Genomic DNA, 26,188 nt, shown 5'->3' with positions numbered 1-26,188 from the left:
GTGCCAAGCCCGTGAAAGACAGTGTCGTCCTCGCCATTATTCTCGCGGTGCAGTCTCTCTGCGCCATTTTCTTTGTTTTCGATATCGTTGCCTCGGTTCTGGGCCTGCGCGCACGACCGATTTCATGGCAAATTCGTGAGGTCATCGAATTGGGGGCCGCACTCGGTTTGATCCTCGGCGTGATCATGGGCGGGTTGGCCCTCAGGCGTTCGATGATCCGGCGCACAATGGCCGAGAGCAAGCTGCGCCGTGCGGCTTCGGCCTTTGCCGATGTTCTCGAAGACCGGTTCACGACCTGGGGTCTGACGCCCGCAGAGCGCGAGGTGGCGCTCTTTCTGATCAAGGGCTGTCCCATCGCGGAGATCGCCCGCCTCCGTCAAACCTCCGAAGGCACCGTCAAAGCGCAGACCAATGCGGTTTACCGCAAAGCGGGCGTGGGCGGCTCATCGCAGCTTTTGAGCCTGTTTATCGACGATCTGATGGACGATCAGATCATGCCCACTGAGGCCGAGGACCGCGTGGCCTGACCTCTTATAGATCGATGGCGTGGCGTTTCAGAATGTCCAAAGGCACAATCTCGAGCGCGCGCAGGTGGGTCGCCGCCAGTGTGACCTTTGGCGCGCAGCCTTCGTCATGGGCTTGTAGGAACCGCCCGGCGCAGAGGCACCACTGATCTCCCGGTTTCAGGCCTGCAAAGCCAAACTCCGGGCGCGGCGTCGACAGGTCGTTGCCGACATATTTCGAATAGGCCAGAAATTCCGCGGTCATCACCGCGCAAACCGTGTGGCTGCCGTGATCCTCAGCACAGGTGTTGCAAGCCCCATCGCGAAAGAAACCGGTCAGAGGATCGGTGGAGCAGGGGGCGAGCGTGCCGCCCAGAACATTGAGGGAAGGGGCCTTTTCCATCCTTGTCTCCATTTCAGTTGTGGCGCGGTCGCGGATCCGCGCGCCTCAGATCATTGAAACTTATCTTTGAGTTTCTGTAGCGGAGAACGGGTGTCTTCGGCTGGCGCTACTGGCGCTTTTGCTTGTGGCTTTCCCGGCTTGGTCTGGTCTTGTTTTTGCGGCTTTGTCCCGGTCGAGCTGCGCGGCGGCGCGGTTCTGAGCGCGACAGCGTTGGAAAACTTCGCGGGCTCATCGTCGGCCAGTGCCGCAGCGCCATCGGAACACCCGCGGAGCACATCGTCGAGCCACTCCTGTTCAGCCTTTGCGAAATCCGACAACACATAGGGCGCCACGCGGTCCTTATGCCCCGGATGCCCGATGCCGAGGCGCACGCGGTCATACTCCGCGCCGATATGCTGATGGATCGAGCGCAACCCGTTGTGTCCGGCATGCCCGCCGCCGGATTTCACCCGCACCTTTCCGGGCGCCAGATCCAACTCGTCGTGGAACACCACCACGTCGGCGGAGGTAAGCTTGTAGAACCGCATCGCTTCGCCGACGGATTGGCCGGAGAGGTTCATGAAGGTTTCCGGTTTGAGCAAAATGACTTTGTCGCGGCCCAGACGGCCCTCTGTCACCTGACCCTGAAACTTTGCCCGCCACGGGCCAAAGCCGTGATCGTCGGCAATCCGGTCCAGCACCATGAAGCCGATATTGTGACGGTTGTGCGCGTATTTTGCGCCAGGATTGCCGAGGCCAACGAAGAGTTTCATGCGCGTCTCCTTTGCGAAGACACCTAAAGCCTCAGAGCAGGATTTGCGAGTCCTGTGACATGCGAAAGGCGTTGAAGGCCGCGACGTGATCAGTGTTGATGCAATCGACGCCCCAATCGCGGACACGGGCGAAGAGTTCGGGATCGTTGCGCTCCGAATAGACCTGTGTCCTGAGGCCTGCAGCCTGAGCAGCGCGCACATTTTCCAATGTGAAGTCATGCCCCGCGTTGTCTCCATCAACGAATTCGACGATGGCGGCGTTGTATTTCTCGATCAGAAGGTCCGCGTCGGCTTCGCGACGCCAATGCACCATCTGGCGCAGCTTGGGCGCATGACGCAACATGTCGAGGTGCATCTGTTCAGAGAAGGAGCAGGTGTAGCTTTGCGCGGTGATGTCATGGGCGCGGATCAGCTTGGCGATTTCGGCGCAATCGGCCCATTTGACCTCAATGTAGAATTGAGCGCGGGCTTTGTAGCGCGCGAAAAAGGCATCAAGCCGGGGCAGGCGCAGACCCTCAAAGCGTGGGTGAAACCACGCGCCGGCGTCAAGCGCATCAAGCTCTCGCGATGTCATGTGCGCGACCTCGCCGCTACCATTCGTCGTGCGATCGACCGTGGCGTCATGCACCACATAAAGCACGCCGTCGCGCGACTGCCGTACATCGAATTCGAGGACGTCGCCGCCCTGCGCGAGTGCTGCATCAAAGCTGGCATCGGTGTTTTCAGGAGCGGTGAAACGTGCGCCGCGGTGGCAGGCGATTTGGGGCGTGAGATATGTCATGACGCGAAGCTTAGCGATGTGCCATGACGGGGGCGTGACAGAGGTCGCACCAAAAGAAAAACGCGGACCCGAAGGCCCGCGTTTCTATTCTAGCCAGAGGCTGCGGAGGATTATTCCTCTGCAGCGGCCTCTTCAGCTTCGTCTTCATCGGAAGCACCACCACCGAGACCGGCCGGGGCTGCGATGTTGGCGATCACGAAGTCACGCTCGATGACCGGTTTCACGCCAGCCGGCAGGGTCACGTTGGAGATGTGGTACACATCGCCAATGTTGCCGCCGGTGATGTCGAGGGTGATTTTTTCCGGAATGTCGGAAGCGGTCACGATCAGTTCGACATCGGTACGGACGTGGGTCACAACGCCGCCCTTTTTGATGCCCGGAGCAGCCTCTTCGCCGACGATTTCGACGGGGATGAAGAGGTTGATGCGGGAGTTGCGGTGCAGACGCATGAAGTCGACGTGGGTCGGAAGGTCTTTCACAACGTCACGCTGAACGCCGCGGCAGATCACGCGCACGTCGTCCTGGCCTTCAACTTTGAGGTTGAAGAGCGTCGAGAGGAAACGGCCCTGTTTCAGGCGCTTCAGCAGCTCGTTGAATTTGATGTTGATCGGAAGCGGTTCTTTGTCATCACCGTAAACGATCCCCGGAACCAGACCCTCGCGACGAGCCTGACGAGCGGCGCCCTTGCCTGTCCCCGTACGTTCCAAGGCAATAAGATCAGGAATCTCACCAGCCATTTTGAATTCTCCATAAATAGGGCGGGACTCCTCCAAGGCTGTAGTCCCGCGTGAAGCCGTGGCCTTACACGGGAATCGGTGAAATGGGAAGGCTTTTGTTGTCCGGGCCGCATGTTTCCCTGAACTGGGGGCTCTCAGGGCGTGTCAGGCGCTTGAAGCAGGTGATCTGATAAATCTGTTGTGTCCAGAGCGCGATGCGTCTTAGCTATGAAAAAATGGGCCAAAGCGCTTTGAGAATCCTGTAGCGCCCAAATCAGAAGGTCGAACCATGTCACAGTCTCTCGTCAAAGCGGTCACCGTGTCCCGCGCGCCTTTGGCGGCTCTGGGCGCGACGGGTTTTCTTTGGGGCACATTCGCGGCCATGGTGCCCGTGGTCAAGATGCGCGCCGAGGCATCGGATTCCGTCTTTGGATTGGCGCTTTTGGGCTCTGCGGCAGGGGGTATGTTGGCCATGTATCTCGCGCCCGGCCTCAACAGGTGGCTTGGGCGGCTGGCTTTGCCGGTGCTTGGGCTGTGCTCGCTCATCGCGTTGCAACTGCCGGTTCTGGTGACGAGCCCTCTGACCCTGTTTCCTGTCATGATGGCCTTGGGCATGGTTGTCGCGAGTTTCGACGTGAACGCCAATTTGCGGATTTCCAGCCTTGAGGACCAGCACGGCCTTCATCTTATGAACCTCAATCACGCGATGTTTTCCCTCTGCTTCGGGATGGCCTCTCTGGCGGTCGGGGCGATGCGCGCGCGTGGAATGCTGCTGGAGCATGTGTTGCCTTTGATGGGCGTCGTGATTTTGGCGGCGGGGATTTTGACGATCGAACGTCGGGGCTTTGTCGCGGAAGATGAGGATCAGAGCCCGACGCCCGATCGATTGCCTTGGCGGGCCATTTTGTTGATCGCCCTGATGATGTTTGTGGCTTTCGTCAGCGAAAATACGGTGGAAACCTGGTCGGCGCTCTTTTTGGAGCGCGAACTGGGCGGCGCGCCGGGGCAGGGCGGTTTCGGGCCTGCGATGCTGGGGTTTACCATGGCCGGGTTTCGAATGGCCGGGCAATTGACGACGGAGCGTTTGGGCGAGCGCCGTGTGATCTTTTGGTCGGGTCTCATCGGTATGTGCGGAGCTGTGGCCCTGTCTCAGGCGCCGACACAGGGCATGGCTTTGCTGGGGATCGCGCTCATGGCCACAGGGCTCGCGGTGATCGTGCCGACGGCGACGTCGCTTTTGGGCAAACTCAGTCATCGCAGGCAGCGTGACACCGCCATTTCACGCGCTTGGATGATTGGCTTTGTCGGCTTCTTTGTTGGGCCGACCAGCATTGGCTATCTGTCTGAACATTTCGGATTGCGCGTGGCGTTTCTGGTGGTGGCGGTGCTCATTGGGCTGATCATCCCGGCGATTTTGAGCCTGCCTACGCGCAAAGACTGAGGCGGCACAGAGGCCGCCTCGTCATTTGGCGTTAGGCCCATCGTCCAGCAAAATCTTCCGGCACGCGCAGGATGTCGCGGTCGACATTCTCGATATGTTTGCGGCCGCAAAGCGCCATGGACACGTCCAGCTCTTTGTGGATCACCTCAAGCGCCTTGGTCACGCCAGCCTCGCCCATGGCGCCAAGGCCATGCACAAAGGCGCGGCCGATATAGGTGCCTTTCGCGCCCATCGCCATCGCCTTTAGCACGTCCTGGCCGGAGCGAATGCCGCTGTCGATATGGACCTCGACTTGATCGCCCACCGCATCGATAATGGGCGGCAGCGCGCGGATCGACGACAGTGCTCCGTCCAGTTGACGCCCGCCGTGGTTCGACACGACAATGGCATCGCAGCCGGTTTTGGCGGCCATGATCGCGTCTTCAGGCTCCATCACACCCTTGAGGATCAGCGGCCCGCCCCACATTTCTTTGATGGCTTCGATCTTGCCCCAGTCGAGGCGCGGGTCGAATTGTTCGGCGGTCCATTTGAACAGCGAGGACGGGTCATCGACATCTTTCGCATGGCCGATGATATTGCCGAAGCCACGGCGTTTTGTCTGAAGCATCTCCAGACCCCAGCCCCATTTCGTCGCCAGATCGGCGATCACGGCGGGGGTCAGTTTCGGCGGGGCGGAGAGGCCGTTTTTCAGATCCTTGTGGCGTTGGCCGAGGATTTGCAGATCGAGAGTCAGGACAAGCGCCGAGCAGCCGGCATCCTTGGCACGCTGGATGACGTTTTTCAGATAGTCCTGATCGCGCATCACATAGAGCTGGAACCAGAAGGGTTTCGTGGTGTGGGCGGCGACGTCTTCGATCGAACAGATCGACATGGTCGAGAGCGTGAAGGGGACACCAAATTTCTCCGCCGCTTTCGCCGCTTTGATCTCGCCATCGGCGCGCTGCATGCCGGTGAGGCCGACAGGCGCGAGTGCTACAGGCATGGCAACGTCCTGACCGATCATTTTCGTGGCGGTGGAGCGGCCTTCCATATCGACGGCGACGCGCTGGCGCAGGCGGATTTGGTCGAAATCCGATACGTTCTCGCGAAAGGTCTGCTCGGTCCAGGAGCCGCTTTCGCAATAGTCGTAGAACATCTTCGGCGTGCGTCGTTTGTGCAGCCGCTTGAGGTCGTTGATATTGGTGATGACCGTCATATCACTCTTCTTTGCCAAATTGGTTTGATTGCATAACCAATTCGCACATATTTCGATGCACTCCAAGCCGCAATGCGCGTTAGTGCCGCGGTGCGGCATCACATCTTCTTACGTCAATGTGCCATGAAAATGTCGAGCGTCTCCACAAGTTGCGGGGCCATATGTGCGATGCTGAATGACAACTCTGGAAGGAGATCAAGAATTAGAAGAGGAGCTTACGCAATGCGCACTGAGCCTCTCTGCTTTTAGGTTGCCTGAGGCTGCTAGGTTGCCTGAGGCTGCGTGCTTCTCCTTTCCAAGGGGGTTAAGCCGCGGCGAGTGCATGAAAAAGCCCGCTAAAAGCGGGCTTTCGTCAGTCTCGTGATGTCAAAACGCGATCAGGCGTCCCAGGCTTTGTCTTCGCCGCCAAGCCCGCCGATCTGCACGCGGGTCGGAAGACCCATCTTGTCGAGCAGGGTGAAGAACGGTTTCGGGTCCAGTTCCTCGACGTTTTTCATCGTGCCCGCGTCCCAGTCGCCAGAGGCGATGAGCATGGCGGCGGCCACCGGTGGCACACCTGCGGTGTAGGAAATACCCTGCGAGCCGACCTCGTTATAGGCCTCTTTGTGGTCCGCCACGTTGTAGACGAAGACCTCGAAATCCTCGCCGTCCTTCACGCCTTTCACCAGATCGCCGATGCAGGTCTTGCCCTCGTAATTGGGCGCCAGAGAGGAGGGATCGGGCAGCACGGCCTTGACCACTTTGAGCGGCACAACCTCAAGCCCTTCGGCGGTTTTCACCGGCTGTTCGGACAGAAGGCCGAGGTTTTGCAACACGGTGAAGACATTGATGTAATGCTCGCCAAAGCCCATCCAGAAGCGCACATCGGCCTGCGGATAGTTGGTCGCAAGGCTGTGCACCTCATCGTGGCCCGACTGATAGGCGCGGCAGGTGCCCACGACCGGCAGGTCCCAATCGTGCCCGCTCTCGAACATCTTTTTCTCTTTCCACTGGCCGTCTTCCCAATAGTAGACGACGCCGGTGAATTCGCGGAAGTTGATCTCCGGGTCGAAGTTCGTGGCGAAATATTTGCCATGCGAGCCCGCGTTGATGTCCACGATGTCGATCGATTTGACCTCATCCATCATGTCGATCGCAAAGCGCGCATAGGCGTTCACGACACCTGGATCGAACCCCGCGCCGAGGATGGCGGTGACGCCTTTCTCCGCGCAGAGATCGCGTTTCTTCCACTCGTAGTTGCCGTACCACGGAGGGGTCTCGCAGATCTTGGTTGGGTCTTCGTGGATCGCCGTGTCGATATAGGCGGCGCCCGTCTCGATACAGGCGTCGAGTACAGTCATGTTCACGAACGCCGAGCCGACGTTGATCACGATCTCAGCGCCGATTTTTTCGATCAGGGCGGCGACGGCTTTGCTGTCCATCGCGTCGACCTGATGGGCCTCAAGAACGCCCTCCTGTTTCATCGCGGCCTTTTCACGGACCGACTCAAGGATCGCTTCGCATTTCGAAAGCGTCCGGCTTGCGATATGAATTTCGCCAAGCACATCGTTGTTTTGGGCGCATTTATGCGCGACGACCTGAGCGACGCCGCCGGCGCCGATGATGAGTACGTTCTGTTTCAACTGTAGAGACCCCCTTATCGTTTCGGGTGGTGAATGGAGCAGCGCTTATCCAAGGGCTGCGACGAAATCCTCGTAACCGAAGTCACGTACCAGTTTGACGGTGCCGTCGAGGTCGCGCACTGCGATCCCCGGCATTTTGACCCCGTTAAACCAGTTCTTTTTAACCATTGTGTAACCGGCAGCATCGTCGATGGAGATTTTATCCCCGATTTCGAGCGGTTTGTCGAATTTGGCATCGCCAAAGATGTCGCCCGCCAGACAGGTCTTGCCCGCGATCTGATACTCATGCGTGCCGTTTTTCGGCAGTTTTGCGGTCTCGCGATAAATCAGCAGATCGAGCATATGGGCTTCGATGGAGCTGTCGACGATGGCGACTTTCTTGCCGTTGTCGATGATGTCCAGAACGGAAACCTCCAACGTGGTGGAGCGGGTGATCGAGGCCTCGCCGGGCTCCAGATAGACCTGCACGCCCATCGCGTCAGAGAAAGATTTAAGCCGATCAGCCAGCTTGTCGAGCGGATAGCCCTCGCCCGTGAAATGAATGCCGCCACCGAGCGAGACCCAATCGAGTCGCTTCAGGAAGGCGCCAAAGTCGCGCTCGATGCGCGAAAGCTGCTCGGAGAACAGGGCGAAGTCATTGTTTTCACAGTTGTAGTGGATCATCACGCCATTAATGCGATCCTCAGCCATCTCAAGGCGCGCCATGTCCCATTCGCCCAGACGCGAATAGGGCCGCGCCGGGTCGGCAAGATCAAAGCCCGAGGTCGAGAACCGCGGATTGAGGCGCAGGCCGGTGGCGATGCCCTTGGCCTTGTCGCCAAACCGACCCAACTGGCCGAGAGAGTTGAAGATGATCTTGTCGGCGTAGCTCACCGCCTCGTCGATCTCATTGTCGGCCCAACCCACGGAATAGGCATGGGTTTCCTTGCCGAATTTCTCGGCACCGAGACGCAATTCGTAGAGTGAGGACGAGGTCGTCCCGTCCATATAGTCGCGCATGAAATTGAACACCGGCCAAGTGGAGAAACACTTGAGCGCAAGCAAAGCCTTCGCCCCGGAGTTTTCCCGCAGCCAGGCGATTTTTTCCATGTTCGGAAGCAAACGCGCCTTGTCGATCAGGTAATACGGCGTCTGGATCATCTCATTCCCCCAACGGGCCCCCAAAGGTCAAAAAGGAACGGCATTAGGGGGCTGCACTTAGGGCGATTCAACCGATGAGGCAAGAAAAACATAGGGAATAAAATGTGACACTTTTCTGCGAATGGGCTGAGAACGGGGCGACGAAAACGTGATGCCTTGGTGAGCGGGGCGCGCTTGACCGGCGCGTATGAGATATGCCCCATAAGCGCTCCGACGTTGTTGTTTCACTTTGTAAGGCAGGCCCGCATGACCGATCTTCATTTCGCCCGTTTGACGGAGGTGCCCGCCGCCGAGATCCTCGACCACATGCGCGACCCGCGCGTGGCGGAGCATATGCCGCTTTTGACCATGCCGTGGACGGAGGACACCGTCGCCGCATTTGTGGCCGCCAAGGAAGCCTGCTGGACACGGGACGGGTTGGGTCATTGGGCGTTTCTGGCGGATGGGGAGTATGTCGGCTGGGGCGGGTTCCAGAAAGAGGGCGAGGAGTGGGATTTCGGTCTGGTTCTGCGCCCGGGTCGCTTTGGACTGGGCGTAAAGATTGCGAAAAAGGCGCTGGAGTTTGCCCACAATGACGCACGCATTCCCTACGTCACCTTCCTCCTGCCGCCCTCGCGCCGCCATCTCGGCGCTTTGAAACGCATGGGGGCGGAGCAGGTGGGAGAGACCCTCTATGAGGGCAATCGCTTTCTTAAGTTTCGGTTGGAGACAGGCTGACGGCGCTGACGCCAAATATCACGCCCGGTGCGCACCATCCGCCAGAGATTTCACATAGGCTGCGACCTCTTCGACCGATTTGCCTTCTGCGATCTCGCTGACGATGGCAGAGCCGACGACGGTGCCGTCGGCGACCGCTGCGATCTCTTCGGCCTTTTCCGGTGTGCGCACGCCAAAGCCCACAATCACCGGCAGGTCGGTCTTGGCCTTGATCCGCGCCACTTCAGGGGCGACATCGGCGCCCGACGCGGCGGCGGCGCCCGTGGTGCCGGTCACGGAGACATAATAGACGAAACCGGAGGTGTTTTGCAGCACGGTCGGCAGGCGTTTGTCATCGGTCGTGGGCGTCGCCAGACGGATGAAGTTCAGGCCCGCTTTCTGCGCCGGAATACAAAGCTCGTCGTCTTCTTCGGGCGGCAGGTCCACCACGATCAGCCCGTCGATCCCGGCCTCCACCGCGTCGACCAGAAACTGATCCACGCCATGCGAATAAATCGGGTTGTAATAGCCCATCAGAACGATCGGCGTGGTGGTGTCGGTCTTGCGGAATTCTTTCGCCAAGCCGAGCGTCTTGTTCAGCGTCATGCCCTGATCCAGAGCGCGTTGACCGGCGAGCTGAATGGTCGGGCCGTCGGCCATCGGATCGGTGAAGGGCAGGCCCAGCTCGATGATGTCCACACCAGCTTCGGGCAGCGCCTTGACGATCTGAAGCGACTTTTCCTCATCCGGATCGCCCGCCATGACATAAGCGACGAAAGCTTTCTTTCCGGCGGCTTTCAATTCGGCGAATTTGGCGTCGATACGGGTCATGTGGCGGCACTCCATTAGCTTGCGCAAAAGGGAGTGCAACAAATGCGGGGCAAGAGCAAGGGGGCAGAGCGTTTATCGGTCTTTCTGACGCTTCAGAGCCTCACGAGTGCCTCAGGACGCTGGTTTTACGGGCGTCGACATCACGATCCAGCTTGTGCCGAAACGATCCACGCAGGTGCCAAAGCCCGGCGAAAAGAAGGTGCTGCCATATTCCATTGTGGGCGTGCCGCCCTCGACTAGAGCGCCAAAGATGCGCCGCCCGTCTGCAACCGTGTCTACGGGAACGGTGACGGAGACCGAGGATTGCGGTTTAGACGCGACATGCGGCGGGTAATCGGAAGCCATGAGGTCGCCATAAGGCGACATCAGTGCGGAATGCATGATGGCCTCGGAATGGGCATAGCCTTCGGGCGCCTCGGGCATTTCCTTATATCGCATGAGGTCGAGATCGCCGCCGAGGATTTGCCGATAGGCGGTCATGGCCTCTTCGCAATGGCCCTCGAAATGCAAGTAAGGTGTGATCATGACAGCCTCCCCTCTCTCATTGACCTGACGTTTCCTACCTTCAGGATACGCCTGTCGCACGATTCCCGCAAAGCGCGGCTTGCGCGAGGCTGCGTTGGGCCTTAGACAGCCCATGAATTTCGGACAAAGGAGGCCGCAATGGGCTTCAAGATGGGCATCGTCGGTCTGCCGAACGTGGGCAAATCGACGCTTTTCAATGCGCTGACCAAAACCGCCGCGGCGCAGGCGGCGAACTTTCCGTTCTGCACCATCGAGCCCAACGTGGGCGATGTGGCGGTGCCGGACCCGCGTTTGGACAAGCTGGCGGAGATCGCCGGCTCGAAACAGATCATCCCGACACGCATGTCTTTCGTGGACATCGCGGGTCTGGTGAAAGGCGCCTCCAAAGGTGAGGGCCTTGGTAACCAGTTCCTCGCGAACATCCGCGAGTGTGACGCGATCGCCCATGTGGTGCGCTGTTTCGAGGACGGGGATGTGACCCACGTCGAGGGTCGCGTCGATCCGGTGGACGATGCGCAGGTCATCGAGATGGAGCTGATGCTGGCCGATCTGGAAAGCATCGCCAAACGTCGCGCCAACCTTGTTCGCAAGCTCAAGGGCAACGACAAGGAAGCGAAACTCCAAGACGATCTCTTGGCCCGTGCGCAGGCGGCTCTCGAGGCCGACAAACCGGCCCGCACCGTCGAGATCACCGACGAAGAGCGCAAGCAATGGAACATGCTGCAACTTTTGACGCAAAAGCCGATCCTTTACGTCTGCAACGTAGAGGAAGAGAACGCCGCCAAGGGCAACGCCTTCTCCGATGCGGTCGCGAAAATGGCCGAAGAACAGGGCGCAGGCACCGTGGTGATTTCCGCCAAGATCGAGGAAGAGATTTCCCAACTCGACGGCGACGAGGCCGAGATGTTCCTCGAAGAGCTGGGTCTGCACGAAGCCGGTCTCGACCGCCTTATTCGCGCGGGCTACGAGCTTTTGCATCTTGAGACTTATTTCACGGTTGGCCCGAAAGAGGCCCGCGCTTGGACCATCACCAAAGGTACCGCCGCACCGCAGGCCGCTGGCGTCATCCACGGTGATTTCGAACGGGGCTTCATCCGTGCCGAAACCATCGCCTATGACGATTTCATTGCCTGCAAGGGCGAAGCGGGCGCGAAAGAAGCGGGCAAGATGCGTGCGGAAGGCAAAGGCTACATCGTGCAGGACGGCGACGTGATGCACTTCTTGTTCAACACCTGACGGGACCAACAAACTGTTGTTACGTTCGATGAAAGATACCGAATGGTATCGGGCCTATCGGAAACGGCGAAATGCCGCGAGGCATGTTCGTAAGTCGGAGCGGCTTGAAAGCGTAGTCCATGCGAAGGTGCAGCAGTATTTTAAGAAGGTTGGGGTATCCGGCCCCAACCTGAGTTTTTCGCCTTCGCAAGAAGTGAAGAGTGACTTCGAGATTCATCTGGTTCGCAATGGCGATGGCTTTCGATATCTCTACAATCTCGACCATTTTCGCCGATACACCTATCAGCACCAACATGTTTCCTCCGCCTACATCTATTGGCTGATGCAATCTGCCCCGTCGGTGGAGCGCATCTCCTGCGATTTGTCCGATGGCGAATTTGTCGGGCAGGCGCGCTTTACCTATTCAAGCTGTTTTCGCGACAAGGTTCTTGTGCCGGACCAGCATTTTTTCCGCGATCGCGGATATATCGAAACCGACCGGCTTGCTGAAAACGCGCCCGATTGGGCGGCGCGCGGCGACACGATTTATTGGCGCGGCCAGAACAACAGCGTCGGGCTCTTCTCCTTGGACCCGGAGCATATGGATAAGCCCTGGGTGATGCAGCGGCTTCGGTTCGCCATGGCCGCGCGTGAGATCGAGGGGGTCGATGCCCGCTTCGTGTCCGGCGGCTCGCATAAACAAGAGGCGCAATGTGCCGTCGCCGGATTGATGGGGCCACGACGGCCATGGCAGAACTGGGCCGGTGACAAATACGCCCTTGATGTGGACGGTTTCTCCAATGCCTGGTGCAATTTTATGCAACGCCTGAAACTTGGGTGTTGCGTGCTCAAAGTGGACAGCCAATTCGGCTTTCAACAATGGTATTATGACCAAATCGTTCCTTTCGAACATTACGTTCCGGTGAAAGCCGACCTGTCGGATTTGGCGGAAAAGGTCGAGTGGGTGCGAAGCCACGATCGCGAGGCGCGCGAGATCGCGGCCCATGGCCAAGCCTTCGCTCGCACCCTCACATTTGAACATGTCACCGCACAGGCCACACAGATTATCGAGCAGAATTGGGCCTGAACTGGCCTCGACATTTTTAGGAAAGAGTTGACATGGCGCGCATTTACGACAGTCGCAAACGTATCCTCGTGACCGGCGGGGCGGGGTTTATCGGGTCTCATCTGGTGGATCGCCTGCTTGAACAGGGGCATGAGGTGCTCTGCGTTGACAACCTGTTCACCGGAACCAAGCGCAACATCGACCATTTGCATGGGCATCCGCGGTTCGAATTCATGCGCCATGATGTCACTTTTCCTCTCTACGTCGAGGTCGACGAAATCTACAATCTCGCCTGTCCGGCCTCTCCGGTGCATTACCAACATGACCCGGTGCAGACGACGAAGACCTCCGTGCTGGGCGCCATCAACATGCTGGGTCTTGCAAAGCGTTTGAAGTGCAAGATTTTCCAGGCCTCAACCAGTGAGGTATACGGCGACCCGGAGGTGCATCCGCAACCGGAAGGGTACTGGGGCAACGTGAACCCGATCGGCCTGCGCTCCTGTTATGACGAGGGCAAGCGTTGCGCGGAGACGTTGTTTTTCGACTATCACCGGCAACACGGTCTGGAGATCAAAGTGGCGCGGATTTTCAACACCTATGGGCCACGCATGCATCACGCGGACGGCCGTGTGGTGTCGAATTTCATCATGCAGGCCCTGCTGGGCGAGCCGATCACGCTTTATGGCGATGGTCGCCAGACACGGTCTTTCTGTTATGTTGATGATCTGGTCGAGGGCTTCATCCGGCTGATGGACACGGGGCCCGAGATCAGCGGCCCGATCAATCTCGGGAACCCCAACGAATTCACCATCCGCGAGCTGGCGGAGAGGGTCGTGGAGATGACCGGATCTCAATCTGAGTTGGTGTTCCGCGATCTGCCGCAGGACGATCCCAAACAGCGCCAGCCAAATATTTCCCTAGCCCGCGAGCGGCTGGACTGGGCGCCGACGATCGAACTTCAGGCGGGTCTGGAGCGCACGGTGGCCTATTTTGGCGCGCTTTTGCCGGAGCTTGCGGGAACGGATCGTCTTCTCAAAGCCGGTCGAACACCGAGCCCATCCGTGGCGCAAACATCCGCTCGTAGGTCTTGAGAAGCGCCGCGTCCGTCATGCTCGCCACATAGTCGCAGATCACTCGCAGATCGCCCGCCGTCTCCGCGTAGCGTTCCTGATGGTCGCGCGGCAAAAGCCGCTGGGGATCGGAACAGAGCGCCTCGAAAACTGAGACCACCATCTGCTGCCCCTTGAATTCGAGCTGCTGCACGTTGGGGCTTTTGATCACCACTTTGAAAACCAGGTCTTTCAGCGCCTTCAACACCGGACGTCGCGCGGCGGGCAGGCTGGCGCGGTAGCGCAACAGCGGTTCAGAGAACTCAGATGCTTCGGAATATTCGACGGCGGTGATCAGATAATTCACAAACCGGGAGATGAAGCGCTTGCGGGTGTCGCGTCCGCCGAAGAGCCCGTCGAGCATCTGGCCATAGACGTCATTGCCGAACTGGTCCGGGTATTTGTGTTTGAGCATGTTGAGAAAATCGCCGATCTGATCCGCCGATACATGCGCTACGAAATCCTCGCGGGTCAAAAGCGACAGGGCAATCGCATCCTCCAGATCATGCACCCCGTAGGCGATGTCATCGGCCAGATCCATGATGCTGCAATCAAAGGATTTATGCAGCGCCTTGCGGTGTTTCCCGGCCTCCACCGGCCCCATGGCACAAAACGCCGTGCGGTCTTCGGGGGAGAGTGGTGAAAGCACCCATTCGACCACGTCCTGCTCGCTGTCGAGGTAACATTTTGGCGGTGTCGAGGTCTCTGTGTCGATCAGCTTGAGTGTGTCAGGACGGTCGCTCAGTTTTGGACGCAGCGCGGAATTGCGGGCCTGCGTGTAGGAGACCGGGTATTTCAAGAGGCCCAAAAGGCTGCGCCGGGTAAGGTTGGCGCCGCTTTTGGCCGAAAAGCTCTCCAGCCGGGACAGGATGCGCAGGCTTTGACCATTGCCCTCAAAGCCGCCCGCTTCGCGCATGCAGTAATTCAGCGCCACCTCACCACCATGACCGAACGGCGGATGGCCCAGATCGTGCGAACAGCCCACGGCATGGATCATCGAGCGATCCGGCAGATGGGCGGTTGCGGGATGTGTGGGAAAGCTCTGTTCCAGTTGCCGCGCAAGGCCTCCGGCGATCTGCGCCACTTCCAGCGAATGCGTCAGACGGGTGCGATAGAAATCGCTGTCGCCCAGATTGAGAATCTGCGTCTTGCCCTGAAGCCGCCGAAAGGAGGCGGAATGGATCACGCGCGCATAATCGACATCGCCCGCACCGCGCGCGTCTTCGGAATGCCCGCTCCATGTCTCTCTGCGTTCAAGCCACATCTGCGCCTCCTCGTGGTTCGGGCGCACCATATGGGGCGCGACGCGGGAAGGCCAGATAGGGAAACCCCGGAGCGGCACGATGAAGAAAAGGCGCACCGCTCCGGGGCAGAGATTATTCCGCCTTCAAAAACTCGGCGACGTCCAAGAGGATCATCTCATTGTCGTCAACCCGGCCTTGCTGGCGACCGGTCGAGAAGGGGTAGTTGTTGTCATTGGCGACGACGATGGTGGTCTCATCCACACGATCCACATCCTCGATGGTGAAATAGGGGAAAGTGTATACCCCATCCATAGTGCCACGCGGCGCGATGCCGTCAGGGTCTTGAATGTTCATCAGGTCGATATAGGCGATTTTTTCCAAGACATTGTTCTCGTCCATCCGCTCCAGATCAATCAGGTAGATGCGTTTGAACATCGCCGGATTTTCGGACCAACCTTCGCGCGGGTCGCCTTGGAAGTTGTCGCGCTCGATGATCAGGCCACGGGTGCCTTCGATCAGGTTGAAATCGCCGATGGCGTGGTTTTCGTCCTCAAGCGGGAAGTAGCGCACCGTGTCACCCCACGCGCCGGTCTCGGTGGACAGCTCGAACATCGACAGAACCGGCTTGCCGCCGACATGTTTCTTGCCGCCGGTTTCCGGGTCATAGACCGGCTTTTCCAAAAGCGGATAGAGGGTTTTCATATCCTCGGACAGGGCCATGCCCTCATAGCCGCCGGAGCGGTAGGAGACGACTGTCTCAGGCAGGGCGCTGCCGGGGTTCGGCGTGGCGACAAAGAAGTTGTCGGGGGATTGGATCAACTGGCCGCCCGGCTCGGTCGCCAGAATTTGTTGCACTTCGCCTTCGCCGTTTACTTCGATGATCCACGGACCGAATTCGTCGCCGATCCAGAAGTTCTCACCGACCGGCTGAATGGATTCCAGATCGAAATCCGCACCGGTGAGCGTGCGGGCTTCGGTGGCTTCGTTCATGATCGGGAAGGGGACGACGTGGTCCGGGTCGGACAGTTGGATCGTTTTTTCGATGCCAACGCGACCGGTCTCCCAATCGACTTTGACGATGTTGAACATCAGGACGATGTCCGACGAATTGGCTTTCGTGCCAAAGCCGTTGTCGGTCAGCACGAGGAAACGATCGTCACCCATGGAGCGGATGCCGGAAAACCCCTGAAGTGGCTGGCCGGGGAACGGCAGCGACAGGCCGGTGGCCTCTTGGAAATTGCTGTAGAGCGCCTCATTGCGCGCGCCATTGGTGAAGCGGCCCGAGGTGTTGTAATAGGTCGAGGCGCCTTCGGGGGCGGGAACAAAAGTGTGGCCGGAAAGCTCGGCCTGCGCCTTGAGTGTGGCGGGGAAGGCCTCTTGGGCTTGGGCTGCGCCGGCAAGCATGAGGGCCGCAAGGGCTGCACCGTAAACGGTCTTGGTCATGTCACTGTCCTGTGTGTGATGCGTTTCTTTTGCGCACGGGCGCTGTGCGGCACCCAAAGCGATGCGCGCAAGGAACCGAAGAAACGCAACGGATTTGCGACCGTTTGGTCAAAATCCCACAAAACTTGCGTGACAGCTTTACATCAACTTGCGCATCATCCCCAGCGAGCGTTTGCGCCAGCCTTTGAACGGAGGCTCGGCCAACGCCATGCCGTTTCGCTTGGCCTGCCGCACAACGGGTTTCAGATGGCTAAACGTCTCAAAGCCTGCGCGGCCATGATAGGCGCCCTGACCAGACGCGCCGACGCCGCCGAAAGGGAGTGTGCCAAAGCCCACATGAATCGCAACATCATTGATCGTCACGCCGCCGGAGATGGAGTGGTCGAGCCAAAGCTCTTGCTCGTCCTTGTCCTCGGAGAAAATGTAAAGCGCCAGTGGATGGTGACGCGCGGCCACGAAAGCCAATGCCTCTTGCGGGTCGTCATAGGGGATGATCGGCAAGATCGGCCCGAAGATTTCCTCCTGCATCAAGGCAATATCCTGTGGCGGATCGAGCACCAGGGTGGGGGCGAATTTGCGGGCGTCTCCTGTCGGGCCTTCGAGGTGGAACATTTGAGCGCCGCGTGTCTCGGCCTCGGCCAGCATTGCGGACAGACGCGCGTGATGGCGTTCTGAAATGATTGCGGCGTAATCCTCGCTCCCGGGTCCTTCAGGGAAGAAATGCATGAAGCCGCCCATGATCGCATCAGCTATGGGCAACATCTTTTTGCGCGGGACCAAGACGTAATCGGGCGCGACACAAACCTGACCGGAATTCATCGCCTTGCCCCAGGCAATCCGCCGCCCCGCGCGGTCGAGATCGGCGCTTGGCATGATCACGGCGGGGCTTTTGCCACCCAGCTCCAAAGTGACAGGTGTGAGATTGCGCGCCGCTGCCGCGGCCACTTTGCGCCCGACCGATGTGGAGCCGGTGAAGAACAGATGATCAAAGGGCAGGGCGGAAAACGCTTGTGCCACCTCAGGCCCGCCGGTGATGGTCGTGACCTCTTCGGGGGAGAAAGCGCTGCCAAGCATCTCGGCCAGCGCCTTTGATGTGCGTGGCGTTAGTTCAGAAGGCTTGAGCATCACACGGTTCCCAGCGGCCAAGGCGGCCACCATCGGTGCCAGCGCAAGTTGCACTGGGAAATTCCATGGAGATATGATGCCGACAATGCCCAGTGGCTGTGGCCGAATTTCGGCACGGGCGGGTTTGTAAACCAGCGGCACAGGCGCGCTTCGCACCCGCATCCAGCGTTTCAGGTGGCGCTTGGCTTGACGGATTTCACCCAGAACCAGATCGATGTCGTAAAGGCGGCTCTCAATGGCGGGACGATAGGAAAAGTCATCGGACATCGCCGCGATCAACGCGGGTTCGGCGGCGAGCAAAGCCTCTTGTAGCCGCGTGAGCCGGTCCAGCCGCAGCGCCAGATCGACAACGGGTTGGCCGCGCTGGGCCGCTTTCTGGCGGCGGAACAGGACGGTTATCTCGGCTTTGATTGCGGTTTGGATTTCGGCGGTCATGTCGGCCTCTCGCATCGTTTCCGGCATTCAGCCAGAAAAGATGGGCAAGAAAAAGGCCGGCCGGATGCTTCAGAAGCTGTAGCGGCTCAGAACGCGACGTAACGTTGCGCGAAACCCGTTGCGGGATGGTTCCCACAGGCAGCCCAGCACGAAGGCGAAAGGTCTAATCTCGGTCATATCTCAGGTCCCCTCCAAAGAAGACGCTCGGCAGATGATGTTAAGCTGCTGGTAAGGAATAAATGTCTCAGTCCGGTGACAGCCTTGCGAAACCGTTGTGACGATCCGCGGGAGAGGTATGTAGGAGTTTCTGCGGCAAATTGCCTAAAAACTCTGCAAATTGAAGCGCATCTCAAATGTTCTCTGGATTGCCGGAAAGGCATCCTTTAGCATGAAACCCGATAATATTTGTGCAAGGGTTCAGAGATGAAAATTGCGGTTGCCGGGATCGGCTATGTGGGGATGTCGAACGCGGTTTTGCTCGCGCAGCATCATGAGGTTGTTGCGGTGGACATTTCCGAGGCGCGGGTCCAGATGGTCAATGACCGCAAATCTCCGATCGTCGATGCCGAGCTCGAAGATTTTCTGGCGCACAAAGAGCTCAACCTGACGGCGACGACGGACGGCGCCTCGGCCTACACCGGTGCGGATTTCGTCATCGTGGCAACGCCGACCAATTACGATGAAAAATCCAATTATTTTGACACCTCTTCCGTGGAAGCAGTGATCGCACAGGTGATTGCGGTCAATCCGAAGGCGACCATCGTGGTCAAATCGACCATCCCCGTGGGCTTTGTCACTCGCGTGCGGGCGGAGATGAACACAGATCAAGTGATCTTTTCGCCGGAATTCCTGCGCGAAGGCCGCGCACTTTACGACAACCTGCACCCGTCGCGGATCATCGTGGGTGAGCAATCCGAGCGCGCGCGCGTCTTTGCCGATCTCTTGCTTGAGGGCGCCGTGGACAAGGACGTGTCGGTGCTTTTTACCGACGCCGACGAGGCCGAGGCGATCAAGCTTTTTGCCAACACCTATCTCGCGATGCGGGTTGCGTTCTTCAACGAATTGGACAGCTATGCCATGGCGCGTGGAATGGACACGCGCCAGATCATCGATGGCATCGGGTTGGATCCGCGCATCGGCAGCCATTACAACAACCCTTCCTTTGGCTATGGCGGCTATTGCCTTCCGAAAGACACCAAACAGCTGCTCGCCAACTACTCCGAAGTGCCACAAAACCTGATCGCGGCCATCGTCGAAACCAACCGCACGCGCAAGGATTTCCTCGCCGATCAGATCATCGCCAAGCGCCCGAACGTTGTGGGCGTCTACCGTCTGGTGATGAAAGCGGGTTCGGACAACTTCCGCCAGTCGTCGATCCAAGGCATCATGAAGCGGATCAAGGCCAAGGGCATCGAGGTGATCGTCTATGAACCGGTGCTCGAGGATGATGACTTTTTTGGCTCGCGCGTGGTGCGCGATCTCGGGGCGTTCAAAGCGGAGGCCGATGTCATCATCGCCAACCGCATGACCGACGATGTTGCGGATGTCGCGGAAAAGATCTTTACCCGTGATCTGTTTCACGCCGATTGATTTTGGCCGACTAACCCGCGCCGACTAAGGATACACACAATGCCCACCGCTCTCGTCACCGGCGCTGCCGGGTTCATTGGCTCTTTCGTTTGTCGCACCCTGCTCGAAGAAGGCTGGCGCGTCATTGGCCTCGATTGCCTGTCGGACTACTACGATGTCGCCCTCAAAGAACGGCGCGAAGAGACGCTTTCGGCCTACGAGGGCTATCGCTCCGTGCATGACAAGGTCGAAACCCCCGGCCTGTTGATGTCTTTGTTCGAGGAGGAAAAGCCGGAGGTGGTGATCCACCTCGCCGCTCAAGCTGGTGTGCGCTATTCCATCGAGAATCCGCGGTCTTACCTTGAGAGCAACATCATCGGCACGTTCGAGTTGCTGGAGGCCGCGCGGGCCCATCCGCCGAAACACATGCTTTTGGCGTCTACCTCTTCGGCCTACGGCGCCAACACGGTGATGCCCTATCAGGAGACGGTGAAGGCCGATCATCAGATGTCCTTCTATGCGGCCACGAAAAAGTCGACCGAAAGCATGGCGCATAGCTACGCGCATCTCTTCGGCCTGCCGATCACTATGTTCCGCTTTTTCACGGTCTATGGTCCGTGGGGACGGCCCGATATGGCGCTCTTTAAATTCACCAAGGCGATCCTCGAGGGCAAGCCCATCGACGTCTACAATTACGGCGATATGAAGCGCGATTTCACCTATGTCGAAGACCTCGTGCACGCCATCCGCCTGTTGATCGACGCCGTGCCCGTCCGGCCTGAAGATGGCGTGGTCGAAGAGGGCGACAGCCTCTCCCCTGTGGCGCCTTTCCGTGTGGTGAACATCGGCAACTCGGACGCCGTGCAGCTCACTGATTTCATTGCTGCCATCGAGGCTGCCACCGGCCAAACTGCCGAACGCAACCTGATGGAGATGCAGCCGGGCGATGTGCCGGCCACTTGGGCCGATGCCTCCTTGCTCAAGCGTCTGACAGGCTACGCGCCGAAAACCTCCGTGCCCGAAGGCGTGGCCAATTTCGTGCGGTGGTATCGGCAATATTACAACGCCTGATCTCCGACGCTTTTCAGTGCGATTTGACGTGAGATTTTGCCTTGTGTCTCTGTGACAGCTCCATTACACGGGTCGACGGAGACGTGGCCGAGTGGTCGAAGGCGCTCCCCTGCTAAGGGAGTAGGCGGGAAACCGTCTCGAGGGTTCGAATCCCTTCGTCTCCGCCATAAAGGCAATCTCATGAATTGATTTGAAGAGTTAAATCTTTCATTGGGGCTGTATGCCCCCCCCCCCATCACATCCCCCGTGCCGACGAAGACTGTCGCGGAATATGTGGCAAATAGCTGCGTGACCAAACCGTTTGGCAGTGTTAAGTTGTTCCCGCAGCCAACACGCTGACTTTCCCTAAAAATCGCATATTACGTTGCCGCGCCCAGCAAGCGCGGTCGCATATATTTTCGAAAGGAGTGGAATATGGACCTTGAACGCGCCATTGAAATAGCAGCCTCAGCCCACCGAGGGCAGATTGATAAGGCGGGCCAGCTCTACATCTTGCACCCTTTGCGAGTGATGCTTGCCTGCGAAGGTCAGGCCGCGCGCATCGTTGCTGTTCTACACGATGTCATCGAAGACACCGACTGGACTTCGGATGCCTTGCGCAAAGAAGGCGCCAGCGCCGATATTCTCGCGGCTTTGGATGCGGTGACGAAGCGGAAGGGCGAAAGCTATTCCGAATTCATTGAAAGAGCGGCACAAAACCCCATTGGACGTGACGTGAAAATGGCGGACCTGCGAGACAATATGGATTTGTCGCGGATCGCCGAACCGTCTGCGGCTGATCTCGCGAGAATGGATCGGTATCGCAGCGCACTGCGGACGCTCAATTCTCTCTCGTGATCGTTTTTCATGTTAGCGACCGTATCCATTCAACAGATCGAGGCAGGAACGACGATGTGCGATTTCTCTCTCCGGTCGCCGAAAGCCACGAAGGCCAATGGGCGGCAAGCGGTCGTTTGGTCGACGTGGGCCGGTCCCCAATCCAAACCCTCAGAAATGATGCAGTGGCAGGTTAAAGATTGAATACCTGTGACACTTTTCTTGCTGCGTCGAGGCTGCTTTGCTCGGCTAGGTAAAAAGCCACCCGGCCCTTGTCGGGACGAATGGCTCGATTTTGAACTGTCTGCACCGAGTTGGTCAGAAGCCTGTCAGCGCATCATTCCGGTGTCTAAGATATCGAGGCCAAGCGCGTTCGCGAGGTCTTCACTCGAGTCGTAGAGCAGTTCCAACACGTAGTGCGGATTGTGGGCAAAGGCCCCTTTGTCGGTCGTCACGAACTTCCAGTTGTAAGCGGCTTTCAGCAGGCGCGGTGTCCATGTGTTGTAGGCGACCGAACGCCCGTCATTGATATCGATCTGACCGTCGTTGTTCGCGTCAGCGAAGAAATAGGGATACTGATGCCCGTCATAGAGGATCGCAGTTCCCGCAACCGTCTCGGCATAGTCTTGAATGAACCCCATCAGCCGTTCGGCGTTATGTGACACGTCGGTGCGGAGCCCTTGGTCGAGGTTGCCGCTGCCATCATAGCTGACGCGTGAGAGGCGGATGCTATCCGGTGCGCCGTTTTCATGGCAGCTCATGCATGTGTTTTGCGACACCTCGAGGCTATGCGGATCGTGACAGGACACACAGGTGGCGACGGGGCGCGCGTGGAAGAACCGGCCCGAATAATCTTTGCCATCGTAGTGATACCCAGAACCGCCATAACCGCCGAGCCATGTCGACGCCGCGACAGCGTAATGCGGATTGATAAAGCGCAAATCCACATTCGTGTCGTCCAGCGCCATGTCCGCGACGGACGCAGAGATGTTCAGTCCGGAGGCGCGACCTTGGTGGCATGTGAGGCAGGAGGCCTCTCCGGGTGCGATGGGATGCATCAGGCCGCTTGGGAACTTGACCTCTTCGACGGCAGCCAGCCCCGGATTGTGGCATGTATCACAATCGACCACCCCGCCGGTTGGCACAGGCGCCTCGACTGTTCCCGCATCGCTTCCATCGAGGCCGTAAAAGGCTCTAAATCCGGCCCCGCTGTGACAGGTTGCACAGGCGACAGGCACTTCGCCTTCTTCATCCCAATGGGTGAACGCCTCAGCCGTCGACAGGGCGTGACCGGATCGCGCCCACTCGCCAATCGCCAATTTGTTCTTGATCTCGATCTGGTCAGGACGGAATGGACCGGCGTCCGGCATTACATAGAGTTCGAGATCTTCGACGATTTCCTCGATGTCACGGACCGGCTCCTCGGCCTGATCTTGTGCAGCCACCATACTGGGGCCGACGGCGACAGCAAAACCAACAAGGAGTGAAAAAAAGAATTTATGTTTGAAAGGCATGGCCGATAGACCCTCGCTAAAGATACTCCACTTTCGCGCACAAACATGTTATCTGAATTTACAGATTCACGCAATTCACCTGACGCCTCGATATTCAAACAGATTGGTATTTCGGCGCGAAAATGGACGTTGAGATGTTTGGCTCAATTTTTACTGCGGGACTTATAGTGCCCCGCGTCGGTCCGCCGCTAAAGCCCGACGCCCCGGCGCGCCACATCACAGACGAAGCCGCGATCACGCCAGCTCATGGGGAGGAGTTGCGGGTCGAGCCTTTGGTCGGGGACGGCGAGAGCGTCGCGCAAGGGCAGCCTCTTCTGAGAGTGCGGGCCATGCCGGATATGTATCTGACGGCCCCAATGGCGGGACGTGTCGCGAAAATTGATCTTCGACCGGGCCATCGGTTGTCGCAATTGGTGCTGTTTCATGACGCCGGTGGCGATCGCTATTCCTTTGATGTGTCTCTCGCGGGCCAAGATGTGGACGAGTTGCGCAGGGTCCTGCAGATGTCTGGCTTGTGGCGGATGTTGCGGAGCCGCCCTTTCGGTCGCGTGCCAAAACCTGGCGCGATCCCCGCCGCGATTTTCGTGATGGCGACCGACAGTCGGCCTGACGCGCCAGATCCGCTCCTGCGGCTGTGGAGTCGTGAAGAGGAGTTCTCGCGCGGTCTTGATGCTCTTTCGCGCCTGACGGATGCGAAGATTTTCCTGTGTCAGGCGGAGGCGACATCTTATACGGGTGCGCCCCCGGCAGGTGTCAGCCGCATTTTAACGGGCCGGACGCATCCGAACGGGCTTTCAGGGTTGATGATCCATCGCCATATGCCGGCACGGGTCGACGCATCCGTTTGGGATATTCATGCCGAGGATGTCGCGGATATCGGGGCTTTTCTGGAGAATGGGTATGTTCCTGCGACGCGCGTGGTCTCTATCTCGGGCGATGCGCTCAGGGAGGCGAAACGCGTCGAGTGCCAGCCGGGCGCAGATTTGCGCGGGTTGTGCCAGCCAATTCTGCGCCCGGGACCTCATGCGGTCTTGTCGGGCTCGTCGCTTGACGGGCGGCCTGCGCATTGGTTGTCGCTTCGGGACCGGCAGGTCACTGTTCTTAAACGCGACACAACCTCAAAGAACCGTCACTGGTTTAACGAAGCGCTCGACCATGCCTCGCGGCGTGCGCCGATCATTCCGACTGCTGCGCTCGATCTCGCGTTCGGCGGTGTGCTTCCCGCTGCTGCATTGGTCCGCGTTCTGGCGTCCGGAGATGTGGAGGGGTTCACGCGTCTCGGCGGTTTGTCCCTCTTGGAAGAAGATTTGGCACTCGCAGATTATGCAACGGGCGCGCGGCCGCGTCTCATGACTCAGGTGCGCGCGATTTTGGACCGCATCGAAGAAGAGGAAGGTGTCGCATGAGGCGCGGGATGTGGGATCGCGAGATGGTCGCGGCGCTCTTGCTCATGGCAAGTATGCCGATGGTGCTGACGTGGCTTTGGTTCGGCGGCGTCGAGGCGATCGGACGGCTCGCCCTCACCCTGATCATCTCCGGCCTTTGGCATATGGTCTTCATGCTGGCACGGGCCCAGCCGCCCTCCCTTGCAGGTGCACTGTCTGCAATCGCAGTCGCCATGCTTGCACCCGAAGATTTGGGTTTGATCCGATTGGCTCTTGGCATCAGTTTCGGCACGGTGGCGGCGGAGCTGGTTTTTGGAGGTTGGGGGCGTAATGTGCTCAATCCGGCAACAGTCACGATCGCCTTCCTTGGCTTTGGCTTTCCCGCTGAGCCGTGGCCCGAGTTCGTCGCGCCTGTGATCTGGGCGGCGCTTCCCGCATTGGGGATCGGCGCGATGTTCGGAATTCTGTCCATGCGCGTGATCTTTGCGGCTTTTGTGGCACTGGGGATCGCATATTACGGCGGTGATCCGGCGATCTCTGTGATTTTGCCCACGGCTGTTTTGGTGCTGGCGCTTCTGGTCACCGATCCTGTCGCGGGCGCTTCTACCTCGCTCGGTCGCTGGCTTTACGGAGGGGCTTACGGAGGATTTGTCGTCCTCTTCGCGTATGAATGGGAAGGGGCTGCGCCCGTGCAAATGGCCGTCTCTGCCGCCTTTTTGGCGTCTTTGTTTGCGCCAATCTTTGACGAGGCTGCGCTTGCGCTCTGGGTAAGACGAAGGAGAAAACGTCATGGCTGACATGAACCCGATCACCGTGTGGCGGAAACTCCTTGCCCTGCCGAATGAAAGTCGGACTAAAACTTTGGTTATGGCGTTTCTGGTCTCGGCCATCTGCGCCCTCGGGGTCAGTGGGGCGACCGTCATCTTGCGCCCGATCCAGGCCGCCAACCGCGCCGCCGAGCAACAGGCACGTCTGGAGGGGCTGATCGCAGGCATCCCCGGCATGTCCGAGCTTTTGGCGGCTGAGGGCGGTTCCCTGTCCACAGTCGTTGTCGATCTCACCGAAGCGAAGGCGGCGACCGAGGTCACGCCCGCGACACTCTCTGTCGCGCTGGAGGACAATGCGAATTGGACGGGATTGTCCGAGGGGCAGGACATTGCTGGCCTCGGACAACGTCCGGACTATGCGCAGGTCTATTTCCTGCGTGGCGCCGATGGTGAAATTTCTCTCGCGCTGCTGCCAATCAGCGGTGCCGGCTACGTCGGGCCGATTGATGCAATTCTCGCGCTCAGGGCGGATATGAACACCATCGCGGGACTGGCCGTTTTGGGCCAATCCGAAACGCCCGGTCTGGGGGGGCGTATCGAAGAACCTGCGTGGTTGTCCCAATGGCGCGGAAAAGAGATCGCGGACGCAAGCGGTGCAGTCCGCTTTGCGGTCGCCAAAGGCCGTGCGAGCAGTGAGTTCGAGGTGGACGGCATCACGGGGGCGACGCGCACCTCAAGCGCCGTCACGCGCATTATGCGCTTTTGGCTTGGTCCCGATGGCTATGGCCCTCTGATCGACGCCATCCAGCGCGGGGAGTTTTGAA

The 26,188-nt window shown here is 58.9% G+C and carries 25 protein-coding genes and 1 tRNA gene; 13 read left to right on the top strand and 13 right to left on the bottom strand.

Features of this window, described 5'->3' with window-relative positions; translation table 11 throughout:
• Positions 1 to 11: 11 nt before the first annotated feature.
• A complete protein-coding gene (locus J5Y17_RS12880) occupies positions 12 to 527 on the top strand; it encodes a LuxR family transcriptional regulator (protein WP_219785662.1) in 516 nt (171 codons plus the stop codon).
• Between the two features lie 4 nt (positions 528 to 531).
• Here J5Y17_RS12880 and J5Y17_RS12875 read toward each other — a convergent pair whose 3' ends face one another.
• The 4 genes from J5Y17_RS12875 to J5Y17_RS12860 all read right to left on the bottom strand — a co-directional run bounded on the left by J5Y17_RS12875 (position 532) and on the right by J5Y17_RS12860 (position 3,176).
• Positions 532 to 906, bottom strand: coding sequence for a DUF2237 family protein (locus J5Y17_RS12875; RefSeq protein WP_219785661.1), 375 nt, complete (start codon positions 904 to 906; stop codon positions 532 to 534).
• A gap of 50 nt (positions 907 to 956) precedes the next feature.
• On the bottom strand, positions 957 to 1,658 hold the full coding sequence (pth, locus tag J5Y17_RS12870; RefSeq protein WP_219785660.1) for an aminoacyl-tRNA hydrolase: 702 nt from the start codon (positions 1,656 to 1,658) through the stop codon (positions 957 to 959).
• 31 nt (positions 1,659 to 1,689) lie between these two features.
• A complete protein-coding gene (locus J5Y17_RS12865) occupies positions 1,690 to 2,439 on the bottom strand; it encodes a glycerophosphodiester phosphodiesterase family protein (RefSeq protein WP_219785659.1) in 750 nt (249 codons plus the stop codon).
• Positions 2,440 to 2,549: 110 nt separating this feature from the next.
• Positions 2,550 to 3,176, bottom strand: a complete 627-nt coding sequence (locus tag J5Y17_RS12860) for a 50S ribosomal protein L25/general stress protein Ctc (protein WP_219785658.1) — start codon at positions 3,174 to 3,176, stop codon at positions 2,550 to 2,552.
• A 268-nt stretch (positions 3,177 to 3,444) separates the two neighbouring features.
• Between J5Y17_RS12860 and J5Y17_RS12855 the strand changes: the two genes are divergently transcribed.
• Positions 3,445 to 4,596: an MFS transporter gene (locus J5Y17_RS12855; protein ID WP_219785657.1), complete on the top strand. Its 1,152-nt coding sequence runs from the start codon at positions 3,445 to 3,447 to the stop codon at positions 4,594 to 4,596.
• 31 nt (positions 4,597 to 4,627) lie between these two features.
• Here the strand turns inward: J5Y17_RS12855 and J5Y17_RS12850 are convergent, their stop codons facing one another.
• From J5Y17_RS12850 to nspC, 3 genes are all read right to left on the bottom strand, one after another.
• Positions 4,628 to 5,791, bottom strand: coding sequence for an alpha-hydroxy acid oxidase (locus J5Y17_RS12850; protein WP_219785656.1), 1,164 nt, complete (start codon positions 5,789 to 5,791; stop codon positions 4,628 to 4,630).
• 377 nt (positions 5,792 to 6,168) lie between these two features.
• Positions 6,169 to 7,413, bottom strand: coding sequence for a saccharopine dehydrogenase family protein (locus J5Y17_RS12845; RefSeq protein WP_219785655.1), 1,245 nt, complete (start codon positions 7,411 to 7,413; stop codon positions 6,169 to 6,171).
• 45 nt (positions 7,414 to 7,458) lie between these two features.
• A complete protein-coding gene (gene nspC, locus J5Y17_RS12840) occupies positions 7,459 to 8,553 on the bottom strand; it encodes a carboxynorspermidine decarboxylase (RefSeq protein WP_219785654.1) in 1,095 nt (364 codons plus the stop codon).
• A 246-nt stretch (positions 8,554 to 8,799) separates the two neighbouring features.
• Between nspC and J5Y17_RS12835 the strand changes: the two genes are divergently transcribed.
• A complete protein-coding gene (locus tag J5Y17_RS12835) occupies positions 8,800 to 9,270 on the top strand; it encodes a GNAT family N-acetyltransferase (protein WP_219785653.1) in 471 nt (156 codons plus the stop codon).
• Between the two features lie 18 nt (positions 9,271 to 9,288).
• Here J5Y17_RS12835 and trpA read toward each other — a convergent pair whose 3' ends face one another.
• Both trpA and J5Y17_RS12825 read right to left on the bottom strand, forming a co-directional pair.
• The gene (trpA, locus tag J5Y17_RS12830) at positions 9,289 to 10,080 is read right to left on the bottom strand and encodes a tryptophan synthase subunit alpha (protein ID WP_219785652.1); all 792 of its coding nucleotides are present in this window, start codon (positions 10,078 to 10,080) and stop codon (positions 9,289 to 9,291) included.
• 111 nt (positions 10,081 to 10,191) lie between these two features.
• On the bottom strand, positions 10,192 to 10,605 hold the full coding sequence (locus tag J5Y17_RS12825; protein WP_219785651.1) for a VOC family protein: 414 nt from the start codon (positions 10,603 to 10,605) through the stop codon (positions 10,192 to 10,194).
• A gap of 138 nt (positions 10,606 to 10,743) precedes the next feature.
• Between J5Y17_RS12825 and ychF the strand changes: the two genes are divergently transcribed.
• The 3 genes from ychF to J5Y17_RS12810 all read left to right on the top strand — a co-directional run bounded on the left by ychF (position 10,744) and on the right by J5Y17_RS12810 (position 13,977).
• A complete protein-coding gene (gene ychF / locus J5Y17_RS12820; protein WP_219785650.1) occupies positions 10,744 to 11,841 on the top strand; it encodes a redox-regulated ATPase YchF in 1,098 nt (365 codons plus the stop codon).
• 193 nt (positions 11,842 to 12,034) lie between these two features.
• Positions 12,035 to 12,907 (top strand): glycosyl transferase family 90, encoded by an 873-nt coding sequence (locus J5Y17_RS12815; RefSeq protein WP_219785649.1) that lies wholly within the window; start codon positions 12,035 to 12,037, stop codon positions 12,905 to 12,907.
• 32 nt (positions 12,908 to 12,939) lie between these two features.
• Complete coding sequence (locus tag J5Y17_RS12810) at positions 12,940 to 13,977, top strand: UDP-glucuronic acid decarboxylase family protein (protein ID WP_219785648.1); 1,038 nt, start codon at positions 12,940 to 12,942, stop codon at positions 13,975 to 13,977.
• Here J5Y17_RS12810 and J5Y17_RS12805 read toward each other — a convergent pair.
• The 3 genes from J5Y17_RS12805 to J5Y17_RS12795 all read right to left on the bottom strand — a co-directional run bounded on the left by J5Y17_RS12805 (position 13,919) and on the right by J5Y17_RS12795 (position 18,242).
• On the bottom strand, positions 13,919 to 15,259 hold the full coding sequence (locus J5Y17_RS12805; RefSeq protein WP_219785647.1) for an anti-phage deoxyguanosine triphosphatase: 1,341 nt from the start codon (positions 15,257 to 15,259) through the stop codon (positions 13,919 to 13,921). The genes J5Y17_RS12810 and J5Y17_RS12805 overlap by 59 nt on opposite strands.
• A 112-nt stretch (positions 15,260 to 15,371) precedes the next feature.
• Positions 15,372 to 16,682 (bottom strand): esterase-like activity of phytase family protein, encoded by a 1,311-nt coding sequence (locus J5Y17_RS12800; protein WP_219785646.1) that lies wholly within the window; start codon positions 16,680 to 16,682, stop codon positions 15,372 to 15,374.
• 138 nt (positions 16,683 to 16,820) lie between these two features.
• Positions 16,821 to 18,242 carry a coniferyl aldehyde dehydrogenase gene (locus J5Y17_RS12795; RefSeq protein ID WP_219785645.1) on the bottom strand — a complete coding sequence of 474 codons (1,422 nt, stop codon included), beginning with the start codon at positions 18,240 to 18,242 and terminating at the stop codon, positions 16,821 to 16,823.
• A 423-nt stretch (positions 18,243 to 18,665) separates the two neighbouring features.
• On the opposite strand from J5Y17_RS12795, the gene J5Y17_RS12790 reads away from it, so the two are divergent.
• The 4 genes from J5Y17_RS12790 to J5Y17_RS12775 all read left to right on the top strand — a co-directional run bounded on the left by J5Y17_RS12790 (position 18,666) and on the right by J5Y17_RS12775 (position 21,719).
• Positions 18,666 to 19,832, top strand: a complete 1,167-nt coding sequence (locus tag J5Y17_RS12790; protein WP_219785644.1) for a nucleotide sugar dehydrogenase — start codon at positions 18,666 to 18,668, stop codon at positions 19,830 to 19,832.
• Positions 19,833 to 19,871: 39 nt separating this feature from the next.
• The gene (locus J5Y17_RS12785; RefSeq protein ID WP_219785643.1) at positions 19,872 to 20,882 is read left to right on the top strand and encodes a GDP-mannose 4,6-dehydratase; all 1,011 of its coding nucleotides are present in this window, start codon (positions 19,872 to 19,874) and stop codon (positions 20,880 to 20,882) included.
• A gap of 77 nt (positions 20,883 to 20,959) precedes the next feature.
• Positions 20,960 to 21,049: transfer RNA gene (locus J5Y17_RS12780), tRNA-Ser, on the top strand.
• 247 nt (positions 21,050 to 21,296) lie between these two features.
• Positions 21,297 to 21,719 (top strand): hypothetical protein, encoded by a 423-nt coding sequence (locus tag J5Y17_RS12775; RefSeq protein ID WP_219785642.1) that lies wholly within the window; start codon positions 21,297 to 21,299, stop codon positions 21,717 to 21,719.
• Positions 21,720 to 22,027: 308 nt separating this feature from the next.
• Here J5Y17_RS12775 and J5Y17_RS12770 read toward each other — a convergent pair whose 3' ends face one another.
• A complete protein-coding gene (locus J5Y17_RS12770; RefSeq protein ID WP_255572078.1) occupies positions 22,028 to 23,146 on the bottom strand; it encodes a cytochrome c3 family protein in 1,119 nt (372 codons plus the stop codon).
• A 200-nt stretch (positions 23,147 to 23,346) separates the two neighbouring features.
• Here J5Y17_RS12770 and J5Y17_RS12765 point away from each other — a divergent pair, with 200 nt between their 5' ends.
• Genes J5Y17_RS12765 through J5Y17_RS12755 form a run of 3 tightly spaced genes read left to right on the top strand, consistent with a single transcriptional unit; the run spans position 23,347 to position 26,187 of the window.
• The gene (locus J5Y17_RS12765; protein WP_219785640.1) at positions 23,347 to 24,618 is read left to right on the top strand and encodes a biotin/lipoyl-containing protein; all 1,272 of its coding nucleotides are present in this window, start codon (positions 23,347 to 23,349) and stop codon (positions 24,616 to 24,618) included.
• The gene (locus tag J5Y17_RS12760) at positions 24,615 to 25,394 is read left to right on the top strand and encodes an RnfABCDGE type electron transport complex subunit D (protein WP_219785639.1); all 780 of its coding nucleotides are present in this window, start codon (positions 24,615 to 24,617) and stop codon (positions 25,392 to 25,394) included. Before J5Y17_RS12765 ends, J5Y17_RS12760 begins: the two co-directional genes overlap by 4 nt.
• Positions 25,387 to 26,187, top strand: coding sequence for an FMN-binding protein (locus J5Y17_RS12755; protein ID WP_219785638.1), 801 nt, complete (start codon positions 25,387 to 25,389; stop codon positions 26,185 to 26,187). Before J5Y17_RS12760 ends, J5Y17_RS12755 begins: the two co-directional genes overlap by 8 nt.
• Position 26,188 lies beyond the last annotated feature (1 nt).

The organism is Celeribacter sp. PS-C1 (genome assembly GCF_019429625.1).
Classification (GTDB): domain Bacteria; phylum Pseudomonadota; class Alphaproteobacteria; order Rhodobacterales; family Rhodobacteraceae; genus Celeribacter.
This window is presented reverse-complemented; position numbering and strand designations above follow the sequence as displayed.

Coding starts and splice junctions, on each gene's coding strand:
- J5Y17_RS12805 (WP_219785647.1), bottom strand. CDS start 15,259: ATGTGGCTTGAACGCAGAGAGACATGGAGCGGGCATTCCGAAGACGCG.
- J5Y17_RS12865 (WP_219785659.1), bottom strand. CDS start 2,439: ATGACATATCTCACGCCCCAAATCGCCTGCCACCGCGGCGCACGTTTC.
- J5Y17_RS12800 (WP_219785646.1), bottom strand. CDS start 16,682: ATGACCAAGACCGTTTACGGTGCAGCCCTTGCGGCCCTCATGCTTGCC.
- trpA (WP_219785652.1), bottom strand. CDS start 10,080: ATGACCCGTATCGACGCCAAATTCGCCGAATTGAAAGCCGCCGGAAAG.
- J5Y17_RS12875 (WP_219785661.1), bottom strand. CDS start 906: ATGGAAAAGGCCCCTTCCCTCAATGTTCTGGGCGGCACGCTCGCCCCC.
- J5Y17_RS12765 (WP_219785640.1), top strand. CDS start 23,347: ATGTTTGGCTCAATTTTTACTGCGGGACTTATAGTGCCCCGCGTCGGT.
- J5Y17_RS12790 (WP_219785644.1), top strand. CDS start 18,666: ATGAAAATTGCGGTTGCCGGGATCGGCTATGTGGGGATGTCGAACGCG.
- J5Y17_RS12760 (WP_219785639.1), top strand. CDS start 24,615: ATGAGGCGCGGGATGTGGGATCGCGAGATGGTCGCGGCGCTCTTGCTC.
- J5Y17_RS12855 (WP_219785657.1), top strand. CDS start 3,445: ATGTCACAGTCTCTCGTCAAAGCGGTCACCGTGTCCCGCGCGCCTTTG.
- J5Y17_RS12785 (WP_219785643.1), top strand. CDS start 19,872: ATGCCCACCGCTCTCGTCACCGGCGCTGCCGGGTTCATTGGCTCTTTC.
- J5Y17_RS12825 (WP_219785651.1), bottom strand. CDS start 10,605: ATGATCACACCTTACTTGCATTTCGAGGGCCATTGCGAAGAGGCCATG.
- pth (WP_219785660.1), bottom strand. CDS start 1,658: ATGAAACTCTTCGTTGGCCTCGGCAATCCTGGCGCAAAATACGCGCAC.
- J5Y17_RS12770 (WP_255572078.1), bottom strand. CDS start 23,146: ATGGTGGCTGCACAAGATCAGGCCGAGGAGCCGGTCCGTGACATCGAG.
- J5Y17_RS12755 (WP_219785638.1), top strand. CDS start 25,387: ATGGCTGACATGAACCCGATCACCGTGTGGCGGAAACTCCTTGCCCTG.
- nspC (WP_219785654.1), bottom strand. CDS start 8,553: ATGATCCAGACGCCGTATTACCTGATCGACAAGGCGCGTTTGCTTCCG.
- J5Y17_RS12835 (WP_219785653.1), top strand. CDS start 8,800: ATGACCGATCTTCATTTCGCCCGTTTGACGGAGGTGCCCGCCGCCGAG.
- J5Y17_RS12795 (WP_219785645.1), bottom strand. CDS start 18,242: ATGACCGCCGAAATCCAAACCGCAATCAAAGCCGAGATAACCGTCCTG.
- J5Y17_RS12810 (WP_219785648.1), top strand. CDS start 12,940: ATGGCGCGCATTTACGACAGTCGCAAACGTATCCTCGTGACCGGCGGG.
- ychF (WP_219785650.1), top strand. CDS start 10,744: ATGGGCTTCAAGATGGGCATCGTCGGTCTGCCGAACGTGGGCAAATCG.
- J5Y17_RS12775 (WP_219785642.1), top strand. CDS start 21,297: ATGGACCTTGAACGCGCCATTGAAATAGCAGCCTCAGCCCACCGAGGG.
- J5Y17_RS12850 (WP_219785656.1), bottom strand. CDS start 5,791: ATGACGGTCATCACCAATATCAACGACCTCAAGCGGCTGCACAAACGA.
- J5Y17_RS12860 (WP_219785658.1), bottom strand. CDS start 3,176: ATGGCTGGTGAGATTCCTGATCTTATTGCCTTGGAACGTACGGGGACA.